This window comes from Brevibacillus sp. RS1.1 (assembly GCF_013284365.1).
Taxonomy (GTDB): Bacteria; Bacillota; Bacilli; order Brevibacillales; family Brevibacillaceae; genus Brevibacillus; species Brevibacillus brevis_D.
Genome location: NZ_JABSVA010000002.1, coordinates 535,420 through 550,999, shown reverse-complemented (window position 1 = coordinate 550,999; position 15,580 = coordinate 535,420). Strand labels below are relative to the sequence as shown.

Here is a 15,580-nt window from a genome sequence, read left to right as displayed (position 1 = left end):
TCCTATTGTTTCATTCGTGGATCGAGAGCGTCCCTGAGGCCGTCCCCAAAGATGTTGAAGCCGAGAACAAGAGTTGCAATAGCGAAACCAGGGAACATAGCCAGATGCGGAGCGGTAAACAAGAAGTCGCGTCCGTTACTGAGCATGGCGCCCCACTCCGGCAGAGGAGGCTGTGCTCCCAGTCCGAGGAACGAAAGGCCAGCGGCGGAAAGAATCGCGGTAGCAAGGCGCATCGTTGCCTGTACGATAATAGGAGACAAAATGTTTGGAAAAATGTGTCTAAAGATAATCGTGAAGTCATTGGCACCGAGTGAGCGGATCGCATCGATGTACTCCAGTTTTTTCACCGTCAAAGTAGAGCCGCGGACAATCCGTGCAAATACAGGAATCGAGAAGATACCAACGGCGATCATAACGTTAAAGAGACTCGGCCCTAAGGCACTGACAATGGCTAGAGAAAGCAGGATTCCCGGGAAGGCGAGGAGGACATCGATGATACGGGAGATGATCGTATCTACCCAGCCGCCGTAGTAACCGGATAATAAGCCGAGAATAATTCCGAAAAATGCACCAATAAAGACGGCGACAAATCCGACGGACATCGAGAGCTGTGTTCCGTATAAAAGACGGCTCAGTACATCCCGACCTTTGTCATCGGTACCCATCCAGTGTTCAGAAGATGGTGGCTTCAACTTGTTAACCAAGTCAATCTCATATGGATCGTGGGGCGCGATAAAAGGTGCCAACAGGGCAATCGCGATGTAAAAAATCACGATACAGCCGCCTACCATGGCGAGTTTGTTTTTTCGTAGTTTCCTGTAAAAAGTCCGCCATCTGCTAGGGCGTGTAGCCGCTGCTTTCGGCGGAAGAGCTTGATTGGTTGGTGCGATCTCAACCTTCATGGTGTAACCCCTCCTTTGCTTACGTCAAAGTTATCAGAAAAATGTACGAAGTAAAGGCAATTTGAACAAGTCGTAAAAATAGTGAAAATAGACGTAAAGATTGTGCAAATCAAGTCTTTCGGCTTCCTAGATAATGGGGGAGAAAGGAATGGAGAGAGACAAAGAGAGGGTGGATAATGGATGGGCGTTACCTATTGGTTGACCAATGTTCGTTTGGAGACGGGCTACCGTCGGGAAAATGGTGTCGTCACGGGGACAGAGGCATCCTTGTTTCACATTTTGGTTAAAGACGGAAAATTCACGCGTATTGTACCAGCGACCGAGAAGCTTACAGACGGTATTTTGCAAAAGGATGCAAAAGGCTTATTGGCACTCCCATCTTTTGTAGAGAAGCATGTTCATTTGGACAAGACGCTTCAGGGAGAGCCATGGCGGGCTGTCATTCCTGTATCTAATATCATTGAACGGTGCGAAATTGAAAAGCGTACACTGCCGGGATTGCCGTCAACGACACAAGAGCGTGCGGAGAATCTGTTGGAGATCCTCTTGTCCTATGGCTCGACACACGTGCGTACACATGTGGACATTTACCCGGAAGTAGGAATCTCCAATTTGGAATCAGTAAAAGCAGCATTAGCAACCTACGCGGATCGAGTCACCCACGAGATCGTGGCATTCCCGCAGCATGGCTTGTTGCGTACAGATGCAAAAGCACTCTTGCGTGAGGCGTTGCGCCAAGGTGCGACTCATGTCGGGGGTGTAGACCCAGCTAATGTAGATGGCGATATAGAAGAATCCTTGCACCAAATGATGGAGCTAGCAGTAGAAGCAAACGCAGGTGTGGACTTGCATTTGCATGACCCAGGCCATTTGGGGACCTACACGATGAAGCGACTGGCAGCAATGACCGTAGACGCTGGCTGGCAAGGCCGCGTGGCAGTCAGCCATGCGTTTGCGCTCGGAGACATCTCAGTGCAAGAAGCTGAAGAGATGGCGACGATCCTGCGGGAAGCAGGCATTACAATTATCACCAGCGTGCCATTTAGCCGCGTGATCCCACCTGTTCAGCTACTGCACCACAATGGCGTAGACGTTGCGGTCGGCTGCGACAACATTTTTGACACATGGCAGCCTTACGGAAATGGCGATGTGCTGGAGCGCCTCTGGCGACTGGCAGAACGTAATCGTTGGCTAGACGAGCTGTCTTTGTCTCAATCGCTGCGTTTTATCACAGGGGGCAAAACGACGCTGGATGCTAACGGAACACAGCTGTGGCCTGTACAAGGGGAAGACGCGAGCCTGATCCTCGTGGATGCGACCTGCTCGGCAGAAGCGATCGCACGCCGTGCAGATCGACACGCTGTATTCTTCAAAGGCAACCTCGCTTCTGGTCAAGTGGAAGAAGTGAACGTTTAAGAGGGGGGAAAAGCCGGTGAAATCTTCTCCTTATTGGATGGTCAACGCTCGATTGGAAATCGGGTATGAGTGGGAAGAAGGCGTGATCAGTGGAACGCGGACAGAGCTGTGCGATTTGCTCATTGAACATGGAAAAATCACACGCATTGTCCCTTCCAGTGAAATTTTGGAGGATGGGCTGCCTAAAAAGGACGCGAAGGGCTTACTGATTTTGCCGTCTATGGCCGAGAAGCACATTCATCTGGAAAAAACGTATTACGGCGGCCCATGGAAGGCAACAACTCCCGTAAAAAACTTGTTCGAACGCCACGCTGAGGACAGAGGGCTTTTGCCGATGTATCTCAAGCAGGCACAGACAGGAGCAGAAAATATACTCTCGCTGCTGGTGGAAACAGGGGTTACGCATGTAAGAACGCATTGTCATGTGGACCCACAGGTTGGGCTAGGTTTTTTGGAAGGAATAAAGAGTGCGTTTGAGACGTATGCAGACCGCGTCTCCCACGAAATCGTTGCTTTCCCGCATTATGGCATGCTGCGGACACAAGCACGCGACATGGTACGTGAGGCACTGCGTCAAGGCGCCACTCATGTAGGCGGCGTCGATCCGGGTGGAGTAGATGGCGACATCGAGCGTTCCCTGCAAACGATGCTAGAGCTGGCTGTAGAAGCGGATGCCGACATTGACATGCATTTGCATGATCCAGGGCATCTCGGAGTATTTACGATGAAGCGTCTTGCTGCTCTGACGGAAGAGGCAGGCTGGCAGGGACGTGTCACGATTAGTCACGCGATGGGATTGGGCGATGTTTCGCAGGAAGAAGCCAGAGAGATGGCGCAACGACTCGCCTCGCTTGGCATCTCCATCGCATCGACCGTTCCGATCAATCGCCCGACTATTCCGATTCCGTTGCTGCATCAAGAAGGCGTAGCCGTCATGCTCGGCAACGATAGCCTGACAGACAACTGGACCCCCTTTGGCAGTGGAGACTTGTTGGAAAAAGCAGGACGACTGGCTGAACGCTTCCGCTTGACGGATGAAAGATCGTTAGGCGTAGCACTCGGCTTTGTGACAGAGGGGCGGATCACTCTCGATGAAACCGGGAATCGCCTGTGGCCATTGGTTGGCGATGAGGCGAGCCTGATGGCGGTCGAAGCGACATGTTCAGCAGAAGCAGTTGCGAGACGTGCGAAGCGCAAGGTCGTTCTTTTCCAAGGCAACCGGGTCGCGGGTGAGTGGTAGCACTACTTTTAAATAGAAAGGATGTCATGGATAGATGTCTACAGCCTATTGGATTACCAACGTCCGCTTGGAGAGCGGATACCGCAAAGAAAATGACAAGGTGGTTGCTACAGATACTGAAGTGGCGCATCTATTAATCGAAGACGGACGAATTGCACAGATAGTGAGTGGAGCAGCTCCACAATCCGAGCTGCCAACGAAGGATGCCAGCGGTCTATTGGCACTGCCGTCATTCAGGGATATGCACATCCACATCGATAAAACGTACTATGGTGGCCCTTGGAAAGCCGTGACGCCAGTAAAAAGCATCTTGGGTCGACTGGAAGAAGAGAGCCAGCTCATGCCGAAGCTGTTGCCAACAGCACAGGAGCGCGCAGAAAAAATGCTGGAATTGCTGCTGTCCGCAGGCTCCACCCATATTCGCTCCCATTGTAATATCGATCCGTATATCGGACTCAAAAACCTGGAAGCGACCATGGCTGCACTGGAGACATTTAGTGGCAGATTGCAGTGCGAGGTCGTTGCCTTCCCGCAGCAAGGTCTTTTGCGAAGCAACCAAGTAGAAAACATCCGCCAAGCCTTGAAGATGGGCGCGACCTACGTTGGTGGTGTGGACCCGGCGACAGTGGATCAAAACATCGAGAAATCGCTCGCTACCATTTTTGAGCTGGCAGTTGAAGCGAATGCACCAATCGACGTTCACTTGCATGATCCAGATCATCTTGGGGTGTTTACATTCAAACGTCTCGCTAAAATGACCGAAGAAGCAGGGTGGCAAGGTCGTGTTACTATCAGCCATGCCAACTCCCTTGCTGACATCAGTCTGGAAGAAGCAGGGGAAGTAGCAGAAATGCTAGCTGGCCTGGGCATTTCGATCACTTCCACTGTACCAGTGAATAGAGGAACAATCCCAATCCCATTGCTGCATGAAAAAGGTGTTTCTGTTTCTCTCGGAGACGACAGTATTACCGATCACTGGTCACCATTTGGTCAAGGAGACAGCTTGGAAAAAGCAGGCCGCTTGGCTGAGCGCTTCCGCATGCAGGATGAGCGTTCCCTGTCCCAAGCACTAGGCTTCATAACAGGTGGGAAGACGCCGTTGGATAAAGAGGGCAACCGCCTGTGGCCGAATGTTGGCGACGAAGCGGATATCGTATTCGTTCATGCATCCTCGGCAGCTGAAGCAGTTGCACGCCGTGCGAAGCGCCAAGCAGTCATGTTCCGAGGGAATGTCGTTTCTGGGACTTTGTAAAATCGAAAAGGAAATAACAAAAAGGCAGAGCCACAGGGTTTTGCCTTTTTCTTTTTGTATTTTATTTTCGTTTATATTCATTTATCTTAATTTATTCCAATTTTATTAAACAATAGTTTCCAATTCGGTTACTATTAATAAAAATTGTATTTTTCAGATATTTACTCGGGGGTGTCATTTTGTCGTTCATTGCAGAGACAAAAAACGTAGAGCGCACTTTTGGTAGAGGGGCAGCTGCCGTTAGAGCGCTTGCGGGTGTAAAAATGCGCGTAGAAGCAGGACAATTGCTCGTACTAAAAGGCAGATCAGGATCAGGAAAAACGACGCTATTAAACCTTTTGGGTGGACTCGATCGTCCGACGGTAGGAAGCGTTTACTTTCAGGGGCGAGAAATCGGCCAGCTATCGGATCATGAGCGAACGAGGATCAGGCGAAAGAACATGGGCTTTATCTTCCAGTCGTTTGGCCTGCTGCCGCTCATGTCAGCCGCTGAAAACGTCGAGTTTGGGCTCCGCCTGTCAGGTGCGCCTGCTGCCGAATGGAGGGAGCGTGTTCGCGAATCGCTCGATTTCGTTGGGCTGTCCAAACGGGCGCATCATCGGCCGTTTGAGATGTCCGGTGGAGAACAGCAACGCTGTGCGATTGCAAGGGCTGTTGCGAACAGACCGACACTACTATTGGCGGATGAGCCGACAGCTGAGCTGGATAGTAAAACGGGTCTGCAAATTAGCCGTTTGTTTCGTCAATTGGTCGATGAAGGTGCGATGAGCATTGTCATGACGACACATGATCCTGGTGTAATGGAGGTGGCGGATGATGTCTATGAATTGGAGGACGGTCGTATCAAGGAATAGCAAAATAAAATGGGCGTACTTGAGCGTTTTCCTCTTGTTGACGGGCTGTTCCCTATTCCCTAAGGAGGAGGAGGTTCTGGCTCCGCCATTAGTAGAGCCGTCGCCTATCAAATATGAAGTGGCAGAAGTTTTACAAGGGCCAATCGTAAAAAGTGTGAAAGGAAACGCTTCCTTCACGACCGTGAAAACGGCGGAGCTCTCTTTCCCAGAGACGAAGGGACTGCGGCTGAAGTCGTTCTCTGTCCAAGGCGGCGATAAGGTGAAAAAAGGACAGGTACTTGCTGAATTGGATGCGGCTGAAATGGAGAGGGAGATCGAGTCGGCCAAGTATGAAGTGGAGAAGGCAAAACTAGAGCTGCTTGAAGCCCAGCAGGATAATCACTACGAAGTCGAATCCGCGAAGCTGGACGTTTTGAAGGCAGAGATGAACGCCAAGGTAAACGAGACCAAGCTAGCCAAGATCGAATTGGAAAAGGTTAAGCTAGACTTGGCGAAATTGCAGGATCCCAAGAAGCAGCAGTACGTGGTGGAGCGTGCCAGACTAAACGTGAAGCAAAAAGAGATGGACCTGAAGAACTTGCAACAGCGTTGGAACGAGACCAAACTGATCGCGCCCTTTGACGGCATCGTGCTGTTTACAAGCAACGGGCAGGTGGGAGATGAGGTGGAAGCGCATCAAAAGTTGGTAACGATAGGCGACCCGAACAAGCTGTTCGTCATGTATATCGCGCCTGAGAAAGAGGCCCTGCAAGATGTGAGAGAAGGGATGAAAGTGATTCTCACCGGTAAAGACGGCGAAAAAGGCGAGGGGACAGTTGTTCAGACGCCCCTGCATGTCCCTTCCAATTTACCAGAGGATTTGACGAAGCTGTATCAGAGAAGTCTACTCATTACACCGAAAATCCCTCCAAAGGGCCTGGAGATCGGGACAGGAGTCAGTATGGAAGTGATTGTGGACAAGCAGGATCAGACGCTTTTTATACCGAGAAAAGCACTTCATGATTTATCGGGCAGGAAGTACGTCCGGGTGCTCGACGGGAATAGCAAGAAGGAAGTGGACGTGGAAACTGGGATCATGACCCAGACGGAGGTTGAGATTCGCAAAGGTCTTTCGGCAGGCCAACTGGTTATTTTGGAATAGGGGGACAATGTCGTGGCGATGCTGCAAATGATCCTGCGAAAAATGATGAATAACCGCTGGCTGGTCGGCAGTCTGTTGATCGGGCTGGTCGTCGCTGTCGGATTGGTATCGAGTATACCAGCGTTCACGTCAGGGGTACTTCAACGCATGTTGATCAAGGATATGGAGGAATACCAGAAGAATGTGAAGCGCTTCCCTGGTGGCTTACTGATCGCGGTCAATCAAAACAAACTGGGGGAGAATGGGGCGGTTCTTGTAGACGAAATGACCGCTCATTTGCAAAACGAAGTAATCGCTCAACTGAATGTCCCGGTGTATGCAGAAGTGACAGTTTTGCGGACCATTCCGTTTAATGCCATTCAGGAAAACATACAGGAGAAGAGCCCGCTCAGTTCCGACAGCTCGCGGATCTATTCGCTGAGTGGACTTGCGCAGCATATGACGCTCGTTGACGGTCGCTTGCCTGCTGCAACCCCCGTTGATGGCGTGTACGAGGCGCTGGTAACGGAAAAAGCGCTAAAGGACCGCCGGATGGTGCTAGGTAGCTTGTATGAACTGACCACGAGCCAGGTAGAAGGACTCAAGGTGCGAATCAAGCCAGTCGGTGTTTTCAAGGAAAAAGAGGGGAACGATCCTTATTGGTTTGCTTCGATGAGTGAATATTCCAGTGGCTTCGTATTGGATGAAGGGCTTTTTCGGCGTGTGTTTTTGGAAGAGAAAAATCTGGTCATTTCAAGCCAAATGTATACGGCCCTTCACTACCAATCCTTTCGGATCAGCGATACAGAGAAGCTGAATTCATTGGTGACTGGAATTGAAGGGAAGCTGCAACAGCATGGATTGAAAAAAGCGGAGATCAACGTTCAGTTTCCGGCGGCTAATCTCGTCGGCAAGTACAATGAGCAAGAGAAGCAATTCAAAACCATTCTCTGGTCGCTCTACATCCCCGTTTTCATTATGCTGGGCATTTATCTCGTCATGATTTCGGGATTAATTGTGGAAAGGCAACGAACGGAAATCGCTGTGCTGGGCAGCAGGGGAGCCAGCAGAATGCAGATTTTTTCTATTTATTTCATGGAGATCACCATTTTGGGGTTATGCGCTTTTCTGATTGGTCCATTTGTGGGGATACAGCTTAGCAAGATACTCGGCATCTCGAATGGATTTCTCGAATTCGTCGATCGCAAAGGTTTGGATGTCACCATAAGTCGCGAAGTTTTCGTGTATGCTGCGTGGATGGTGCTTGCCTGTATCACACTCGTTTTGATTTCTGTATTTCTGGCAACCAAGCAAAATATCGTCACGCACAAGCAAAACATGGCGAGAATGAGTGGACATGCCATTTGGCACCGACTGTTTTTAGACGTATTGCTGCTTGCGGTCTCGTGGTATGGATGGTATTCCTATCAAAACGCCGCTGAAACCGCAGCAAAAACGAGCGAAGGGGCTTCGGCCGTCTCGATCGATTTCCTTCTCTTTTTTGTGCCCGTTCTGTTCTCGCTCGGTTTTGGCCTGCTGCTTCTCCGATTGTACCCGTGGCTCCTGCGTCTGATGTCTTGGGCAGGACGTTCCTTCTTCCCGCTTTCTCTGCATACGACGCTGGTTCAGGTAGGGAGAGCTCCACGGCAGTATCATTTTCTCATGCTGTTTGTGACGATTACGGTCGCAGTAGGAATGTTCAGTGCAAGCATGGCACGGACGATCAATCAAAATGCAGAGGAGAGAATCCGTTACCAAATCGGCGCGGATATTCGTTTGAAGGCCGAGTGGCAGAGTGACAAACCGGAAGTAACGGTCTATCGGGGAGGATTGAATGCGGAAGAAGGTGAGGGGGCAGAAGTGGTACAAGCGCCCGTAGCTCCTCCCGTTCAGTATGTAGAGCCGGATTTCGAAATGTACAGTCGGCTGCCTGAGGTTGAGCATGCAACAAAAGTCTTTGTGAACGGCTTGGCGGAGGCTTCTTTTCAGGGCGATCCTGTGAAGGACATCACCTTGATGGGGATCGACCCCAAAGAGTTTGCAAAGACCGCTTGGATGAAGTCTGACTTGCTGCCGCATCACTTCCACGATTATTTGAATTTGATAGCAAAAGAACCACGTGCCCTCTTGCTGTCTCGCAGCCTCGCTGACAAACTGCATGTGGTGGAGGGACAAACCATCCTGCTCGGTTGGGGGGATTCTCGCAGGGTTGAAATGATTGTATATGCCATCGTGGATTACTGGCCGGGATGGAACCCTACTCCTGTAAAAAGCACATACGGAAACAGCGTAGAAGAACAGTATTTGGCAGTCGCCAACTTACCGTTCGTGCAAGACAAGATTCGCCTGGAGCCGTATGAGGTTTGGATCAAAATGAAAGAGGGATCGTCTTCTGAATCGCTTTACAAGGGTCTGTCACAAGAGGGAGTCAAGCTCGCCATGCTGAATAATGCCAAACAGCAAGTCATCCAGATGAAAAACAACGCATTTTATTTGGGGCTGAACGGATCGCTGACGCTTGGGTTCCTGCTTTCCATGCTGGTCACCTTTATCGGCTACGTGTTGTACTGGGTGCTTACACTTGGAGCCAGAAAATTGCAATATGGCGTGTTCCGCGCGATGGGAATGCCCTTCAGACAGCTTCTTGCCATACTCGCGTGGGAGCAGCTCTTGACGTTTGGCGTCGCTTTTGCGATGGGAATGACAGCTGGCAAGCTGGCAAATAGCCTGTTTTTGCCTGCACTCAGTCTCTATTTGCATGCCGATAAGCAAGTTCCTCCCTTTACCGTCATTTCGATGCCACAAGACGAACAAATCATTTATACGTTCATTGCTGTGACACTGGTTATCGGAATCGGGGTTGTCGGTATTCTGCTGTCACGGATGCAGATCCATCAAGCCGTAAAGCTGGGGGAGGACTAATCAAATGATCGTATGCGAAAATTTGGTGAAAATCTACAAGGCAAATGATTTGGAAGTGGTGGCGCTGCAAGGGTTGGATTTGCGGGTAGAGACCGGAGAGCTGATGGGGATCATCGGGAATAGCGGCAGCGGAAAATCAACGCTTCTGAACATGCTGGGTGGGCTAGACCGTCCCTCGGCAGGAAAGCTTTCCGTGGCGGGAGCTGATTTATTTCGATTGACGACTTCCGAATTGGTTCAGTACCGCTTGCAGACCGTAGGCTTTGTCTGGCAGAACAACGCCCGCAATCTGATCCCTTATCTATCTGCTCTGCAAAATGTGGAGATGCCAATGCTTTTGCGGGGCAAGCGAAAAAGGGAGCGCGCCCACGAATTGTTGGAACTGGTGGGGCTGGGCCACCGCAAAAAGAACAAACTAAGCGAACTTTCCGGCGGGGAGCAACAGCGGGTAGCCATTGCGATCGCGTTGGCGAACGAACCCAAGCTGCTTTTGGCAGATGAACCGACTGGCAGTGTAGACACTCGAACGGCAGCTATCATTCTCGATTTGTTTCAAGAGCTGAACCGATCTTTTGGGCTAACCGTCGTCATCGTGACACATGATTTGGAGCTGGCGCGAAAAGTGGATCGCGTCGTAGCTATTAGGGATGGGAAAACGTCCAGCGAGCTGTTGCGGCGAAAAGGAACGGAAGAAAACACTTCCGATTCGTTGGAAGAGTCAGCTAACGCGGACACGCATGAGGAATTGGCGGTGCTTGATCAGGTGGGGAGGCTGCAGATCCCAATGGAGTACCTCCAGGCGATTCAGGCGGACGGCAAGCTGCGAATCGAGCTGGAAGAAGATCGAATTATCCTAAAGGCTCCTGTAGCCTCCACAAAAACAGACACGCGATTGTGACGTGTCTGTTTTTGTGTTCATTTGCCTGCACCTAAAATGCATGGCACCAGCATAAAGGATCATCTCCCCCACAATGAGGGCAACAACCACCTGTATAGCGAAGTCGAATTTGATCGGAATGTAGCACACCATAGTCGGTAATCGGTTCGACACCCGGGATTGGATCGTCTGGAATCTCGCGCACTTTCATGTCCGACCACTTTCCGCTCCAGGAACATTTCTTGCACGTTAATCTCTCTGCTGTAGGGTGCAACGCATTCTCGATGACGATCATACATTCTTGACTGTTGGTATTACAAGTAGGGCAATCGTGAAATTTCATGATTCATCACCTCTCAAGTTTGCAAACATCCCCAAAATAATCGACAACGACCTCACGGAATTCTTGGGCAGCTCGCGAAATGTACCGACTCTTGTGCCATAATAAAGCGATTTCCCGTACCAATTCGTGATTCTCGACTCTTAGATACGTGATTTGTTCACGAGAATCTCTTGCCGTGCTTGGGATGAAGGCTATGCCAATTTCTGCTTCCACCAGCTGGATGAGCCTTGCAGGTTCATCTCCCTCATACACATAGGTAGGTACAAATCCAACCGACTTACATATAGCGTCTACGAAATCGCGTGTACCGTACCCTTTTTTTACACCGACAAACGATTCATCCTTCAGCTCTGTCAAAGATACGATACTTCGGTCTGCTAGTCGATGTCCCCTTGGAACAGCTACGAGAATAGGGTCAATGAACACGATTTCACATTCAATGTCATCGTCTTGGATAGGAGGGGAGGACAAGCAAAAATCGACCGCTCCTCTATGAAGAAGCGTAACCATTTCCTGCGTGGTGAGCATTTGTACATGGAATTGGATATCGGGACGCTTTTTCCGAAACTCTCGAAGGATATTGGGCAGGGTGCTTGCCGTAGTCACCGCTAATTCAAGCGTGCCATGCTCCTGGTTGGACAAATCGTGAAGCTCCAGTTTCCCTTGTTCCAATTCAAACAAAGCTCTTTCCACCCGGCAAAGGAATTTGCTTCCGAACTCATTCAGACGAAGCTTTCTCCCTGTACGATCAAAGAGAGGGACTCCCAGATCCTCCTCTAATCGTTGAATCGTTTTGCTTAGAGACGATTGGGTTACGTGCAGACTTCGTGCAGCTTCGGTCACATGCTCCATACGAGCTACGGTAAGAAAGTATTGCAGTTGAAGAAGTTCCATGTAGCTCCTCCATTCATTCCTTTCAATCCATGAAATCATAACATGAAATGCGTTGGAGTAAATATTTCATTTCCAGTACGATATCATCAAAACGCTTTTAAGGAGGGCTGGAAATGGGGGCTCACAACAGGTGGTTGATGATTGCCGTTGGACTAGGGATATTGTTGAACCCATTAAATTCTTCGATGATTTCTGTTGCAATTGCAAGGCTGCAAAATGTATACCGTCTTGATTTCACGGTTGTTTCATGGATTATTTTCTCGTTCTACATTGCGAGTGCAATCGCTCAACCTGTCATGGGAAAGGCAAGTGATTTGTTCGGCCGCAAGAAGATATTTCTTACCGGGCTTGTCGTATCTTTCGTTGCTTCCTTATTGGCTCCATTATCACCAAACTTCGGGTGGCTCATTGTATTCCGAATTGTGCAATCGATCGGAACAAGCATGATGGTTGCCGTTGGAATGGCCATTGTACGAATTCATATTACGGAGAAGCAAGCGACTGCGCTTTCCGTACTGTCCATATTCCTATCTGGAGCAGCAGCGATTGGACCTTTTATTGGTGGGGTATTGCTTCATTATTGGGATTGGTCTGCGATCTTTCTCATTAATATTCCGTTCGTGGTGGCGAGCTTGCTGTTAGCCTGGAGGATGATTCCAAAGGATGAATCGGCAGCATCTGTTACACAAAACATGTCCTTTCGAAAATGGTTGGAGCTGATTGATTCAACAGGGATCGTGCTCTTCGCAGTCGGTCTGGTTGCACTGCTCGTTGGATTACTGTCAGCAAAATCATCTGGGCATGTCTCATGGTGGCATATCATGGTTGGAGGGATCGGCCTCGTTGCATTGGGGGCTTTCGTACGACATGAGTTAAAAACGACGTCGCCGTTTATTCCTCTAAGGACATTCGCGAAGTATCCTGCGATGACGTGGGTCAATATCGAATTCATGCTCGTTAACGTCCTTTTTTATTCGCTTTTTTTCGGGCTTCCGTCCTACTTGCAAATGGTTCGTCATGTCAGCGAGTTTCATACTGGAATGCTCATGCTCAGCTTAGGTTTATGCTCACTCATTGTGTCTCCACTAGCAGGACGATGGATTGATCACTCAGGACCTCGGCCAGCATTGTTAGCATCCGCCATACTGATGACATTTGGGTCATTGTGGCTCGTGATGTTCGACCAAGATTCACAGGTCGTCAGTGTTTGTGTGGCGTTAGCGGCATTCGGCATTAGCAACGGGTTAAACAATGTCGGAATGCAAGCAGCCTTGTTCAAAAGCTCTCCAAAAGAAATCATCGGCGTCGCATCCGGATTATTTAATACATCGAGATACCTGGGAACCATTCTCTCCTCATTATTGATCAGCATAGTAATGGGAGATACGTTTAGCACCGAGGGTTTGCAAGTGCTTGGCATGATCCTCACGACAATCTCATTGTCTTTGGTACTCATGAGTTGGCGACGGGAATCAAGGCAAGTGGGGGAGTCGTAGATTCACCCATCCCTTATTCAAAATCGAAGGCATGATCCATAACAAATTGTTGGAATTTTTCAGTGGCAGGTGATAAATATCTCCCTTCTACCCAAGCGATTCCAATTGTCCGTTGGCACTTCGGACTTTCGACAGGGATTTGTGTGATCTTACTCTGGTCCGTTCCCTTTAAATTGGGCAAAAGGGAGATTCCCAATCCAGCAGCGACCAGCCCTGCAACGGTATCTGCTTCCTCTCCTTCAAATGTAATGGGAGGTGTAATTCCCGCTTCTTGAAACAATTGCTCGACAGTGATACGAAGGGAGTATCCTTCTTTTAAATGGATAAAGGATTCATCTGCAATCTCTTTCAAAGTAATGGAGGTACGATTTGCATATTTGTGGTCTTTGGGGACAATCACAAAAAGCTCTTCATCCCAAAGCGGCTTCCATACAAAGGGAGATTTCATATCCATAGGAGCAAGTAGACAAAGATCAAATTCTCCTCCTTGCAACTGATTCATAAGCGTATGAGAGGGACCTTGTCCGAGTCGAAAATGAATATTTGGGTAGTGGGAGCGAAAAGAAGCCAGTAAATCAGGGATACGACTCGTACTTAACGTGTGCAGAAATCCAAGAGACACCTCTCCCTTATCGGGATCAAGTAAATCCATGATTTCTTGTTTTCCTTCATGAAATTCCTTCATCATATTTTCGACTCGCTTTAAAAAGAGCTGACCATATTTATTGAGTCGAATCGAACGTCCCTGACGGTCAAACAGAGGCACGCCTATTTCATCCTCAAATCGGGCAATCGAACGACTGAGGGCAGGCTGGGAAATCGAAAGAGCTTCGGCAGCATGTGTCACGTGTTGAATTCTTGCCAGGGTTTGAAAATATTCGAACTGTTGCCATTCCATTCGAAAGCACCACTTTCCGTTTGGATTAATCATTACATGAATGCATTAAAAATATAATTATAATGAATTATACATCATAAATAAATGGTGGTACCATGAATCCATAATCATTCTGAAATGATATGGTGATCACATGATACAACAAGGCACATCACTCTTCCGCAAGACAAGCTTTGCTTTTTTTGCCGCTGGTTTCAATACGTTTGCGATTCTTTACTGCGTACAGCCTTTGATGCCAGAATTTTCAAAGGAATTTGCGGTTAGTCCAACGACAGCAAGCCTTTCCCTCTCCATTACGACAATGGTTCTTGCTGTCAGTATGCTCATTTTTGGTTCGTTGTCTGAAGTATGGGGACGCAAGCCAATCATGATTGTTTCTATGCTCGCTTCGTCTGTGTTTTGTATTCTCACAGCATTCAGTTCGAATTTTCATGTTCTCTTGGTAATGCGAACGATTGAAGGTATTTCATTGGCGGGTTTACCCTCCATAGCAATGGCCTATCTTGGAGAAGAAATCGAATCCAAAAGTTTGGGAGCGGCTATGGGTCTCTATATATGCGGCAATTCAATTGGAGCTGTGTTTGGCAGGGTTTTCTCAGGTATGATGAGTGACTACTTCGGCTGGCAGATCGCAATAGGGGGAATTGGCCTCATCAGTTTGGCTGCCACACTGGTTTTTTGGAACACCTTACCGCCTTCACAAAATTTCGAAGCACGCCCATTCGTAATGAGAAAGTTAGGTCTGTCTTTAATGGACCATCTAAAGGCTCCAAGTCTTATTTGTTTATTTGTCATCGGCTTTATCCTTTTAGGGAGTAATGTAGCGTTGTTCAATTACATCGCTTATGTATTGCTCGAGAAGCCCTATTCACTCAGCCAATCACATATAAGCTGGACATTTTTAATTATGATCATCGGGATGTTCAGCTCCGTCTGGACAGGAAAATTAATAGATCGTCACGGTAAGCAAAGGCTGTTATTCACAAGCTTATTCCTTGCCTTGATTGGTGTCTGTTTGACGTGGGAAGCGAATCTTATGATGAAGATCGTAGGACTTGGATTTTTTACTTTTGGATTTTTTGGAGCGCATGCTGTCGCAAGCAGCTGGGTAGGACAGCTTGCTTTACAGAACAAAGCACAGGCCTCTTCTTTGTATTTATTTTTCTACTACACGGGTTCAAGTGTAGGAGGAACACTCGGAGGAATGTTTTGGTCCGCATACGGATGGGGAGGCGTCATCAGCATGAATGTCGGCTTTCTCCTTATTGGGATTATACTTTGGGCGTGTGTCTCAAAAATGGTACAGAACGCGAAGAAAGTGACGAAAATCGCCTAGACTTGTGCCTCAACATAAAGAAACGGAAAA

At 48.7% G+C, this 15,580-nt stretch carries 13 protein-coding genes; 9 read left to right on the top strand and 4 right to left on the bottom strand.

Annotated elements, in window-relative coordinates:
* Positions 1-2: 2 nt before the first annotated feature.
* A complete protein-coding gene (gene nikC / locus HP570_RS08130; RefSeq protein WP_012685286.1) occupies positions 3-902 on the bottom strand; it encodes a nickel transporter permease in 900 nt (299 codons plus the stop codon).
* Positions 903-1,082: 180 nt separating this feature from the next.
* Between nikC and HP570_RS08125 the strand changes: the two genes are divergently transcribed.
* The 7 genes from HP570_RS08125 to HP570_RS08095 all read left to right on the top strand — a co-directional run bounded on the left by HP570_RS08125 (position 1,083) and on the right by HP570_RS08095 (position 10,604).
* Positions 1,083-2,318 carry an amidohydrolase gene (locus HP570_RS08125; RefSeq protein ID WP_173625404.1) on the top strand — a complete coding sequence of 412 codons (1,236 nt, stop codon included), beginning with the start codon at positions 1,083-1,085 and terminating at the stop codon, positions 2,316-2,318.
* Positions 2,319-2,355: 37 nt separating this feature from the next.
* Positions 2,356-3,558, top strand: a complete 1,203-nt coding sequence (locus tag HP570_RS08120) for an amidohydrolase (protein WP_173625704.1) — start codon at positions 2,356-2,358, stop codon at positions 3,556-3,558.
* A 34-nt stretch (positions 3,559-3,592) separates the two neighbouring features.
* Positions 3,593-4,810: an amidohydrolase family protein gene (locus tag HP570_RS08115; RefSeq protein ID WP_173625403.1), complete on the top strand. Its 1,218-nt coding sequence runs from the start codon at positions 3,593-3,595 to the stop codon at positions 4,808-4,810.
* Between the two features lie 179 nt (positions 4,811-4,989).
* Positions 4,990-5,664: an ABC transporter ATP-binding protein gene (locus HP570_RS08110; RefSeq protein ID WP_016741088.1), complete on the top strand. Its 675-nt coding sequence runs from the start codon at positions 4,990-4,992 to the stop codon at positions 5,662-5,664.
* On the top strand, positions 5,624-6,805 hold the full coding sequence (locus HP570_RS08105) for an efflux RND transporter periplasmic adaptor subunit (protein ID WP_234127354.1): 1,182 nt from the start codon (positions 5,624-5,626) through the stop codon (positions 6,803-6,805). The genes HP570_RS08110 and HP570_RS08105 overlap by 41 nt, the downstream gene beginning before the upstream one ends.
* Before the next feature lie 18 nt (positions 6,806-6,823).
* Positions 6,824-9,706: an ABC transporter permease gene (locus tag HP570_RS08100; RefSeq protein ID WP_217364585.1), complete on the top strand. Its 2,883-nt coding sequence runs from the start codon at positions 6,824-6,826 to the stop codon at positions 9,704-9,706.
* A 4-nt stretch (positions 9,707-9,710) separates the two neighbouring features.
* Positions 9,711-10,604: an ABC transporter ATP-binding protein gene (locus HP570_RS08095; RefSeq protein ID WP_173625401.1), complete on the top strand. Its 894-nt coding sequence runs from the start codon at positions 9,711-9,713 to the stop codon at positions 10,602-10,604.
* 31 nt (positions 10,605-10,635) lie between these two features.
* On the opposite strand, the gene HP570_RS08090 is transcribed toward HP570_RS08095, so the two are convergent.
* On the bottom strand, positions 10,636-10,926 hold the full coding sequence (locus HP570_RS08090) for a hypothetical protein (protein ID WP_173625400.1): 291 nt from the start codon (positions 10,924-10,926) through the stop codon (positions 10,636-10,638).
* Between the two features lie 6 nt (positions 10,927-10,932).
* Positions 10,933-11,820, bottom strand: coding sequence for a LysR family transcriptional regulator (locus tag HP570_RS08085; protein WP_173625399.1), 888 nt, complete (start codon positions 11,818-11,820; stop codon positions 10,933-10,935).
* A gap of 113 nt (positions 11,821-11,933) precedes the next feature.
* Here HP570_RS08085 and HP570_RS08080 point away from each other — a divergent pair, with 113 nt between their 5' ends.
* Positions 11,934-13,316, top strand: a complete 1,383-nt coding sequence (locus HP570_RS08080) for an MFS transporter (protein ID WP_173625398.1) — start codon at positions 11,934-11,936, stop codon at positions 13,314-13,316.
* Positions 13,317-13,329: 13 nt separating this feature from the next.
* On the opposite strand, the gene HP570_RS08075 is transcribed toward HP570_RS08080, so the two are convergent.
* Complete coding sequence (locus HP570_RS08075; RefSeq protein WP_173625397.1) at positions 13,330-14,214, bottom strand: LysR family transcriptional regulator; 885 nt, start codon at positions 14,212-14,214, stop codon at positions 13,330-13,332.
* 133 nt (positions 14,215-14,347) lie between these two features.
* Here HP570_RS08075 and HP570_RS08070 point away from each other — a divergent pair, with 133 nt between their 5' ends.
* Positions 14,348-15,550: an MFS transporter gene (locus HP570_RS08070; protein WP_173625396.1), complete on the top strand. Its 1,203-nt coding sequence runs from the start codon at positions 14,348-14,350 to the stop codon at positions 15,548-15,550.
* The last annotated feature ends 30 nt before the right edge of the window (positions 15,551-15,580 follow it).

Coding starts and splice junctions, on each gene's coding strand:
- HP570_RS08120 (WP_173625704.1), top strand. CDS start 2,356: ATGGTCAACGCTCGATTGGAAATCGGGTATGAGTGGGAAGAAGGCGTG.
- HP570_RS08075 (WP_173625397.1), bottom strand. CDS start 14,214: ATGGAATGGCAACAGTTCGAATATTTTCAAACCCTGGCAAGAATTCAA.
- HP570_RS08105 (WP_234127354.1), top strand. CDS start 5,624: ATGATGTCTATGAATTGGAGGACGGTCGTATCAAGGAATAGCAAAATA.
- HP570_RS08125 (WP_173625404.1), top strand. CDS start 1,083: ATGGGCGTTACCTATTGGTTGACCAATGTTCGTTTGGAGACGGGCTAC.
- HP570_RS08115 (WP_173625403.1), top strand. CDS start 3,593: ATGTCTACAGCCTATTGGATTACCAACGTCCGCTTGGAGAGCGGATAC.
- HP570_RS08085 (WP_173625399.1), bottom strand. CDS start 11,820: ATGGAACTTCTTCAACTGCAATACTTTCTTACCGTAGCTCGTATGGAG.
- HP570_RS08070 (WP_173625396.1), top strand. CDS start 14,348: ATGATACAACAAGGCACATCACTCTTCCGCAAGACAAGCTTTGCTTTT.
- HP570_RS08080 (WP_173625398.1), top strand. CDS start 11,934: ATGGGGGCTCACAACAGGTGGTTGATGATTGCCGTTGGACTAGGGATA.
- nikC (WP_012685286.1), bottom strand. CDS start 902: ATGAAGGTTGAGATCGCACCAACCAATCAAGCTCTTCCGCCGAAAGCA.
- HP570_RS08100 (WP_217364585.1), top strand. CDS start 6,824: ATGCTGCAAATGATCCTGCGAAAAATGATGAATAACCGCTGGCTGGTC.
- HP570_RS08095 (WP_173625401.1), top strand. CDS start 9,711: ATGATCGTATGCGAAAATTTGGTGAAAATCTACAAGGCAAATGATTTG.
- HP570_RS08090 (WP_173625400.1), bottom strand. CDS start 10,926: ATGAAATTTCACGATTGCCCTACTTGTAATACCAACAGTCAAGAATGT.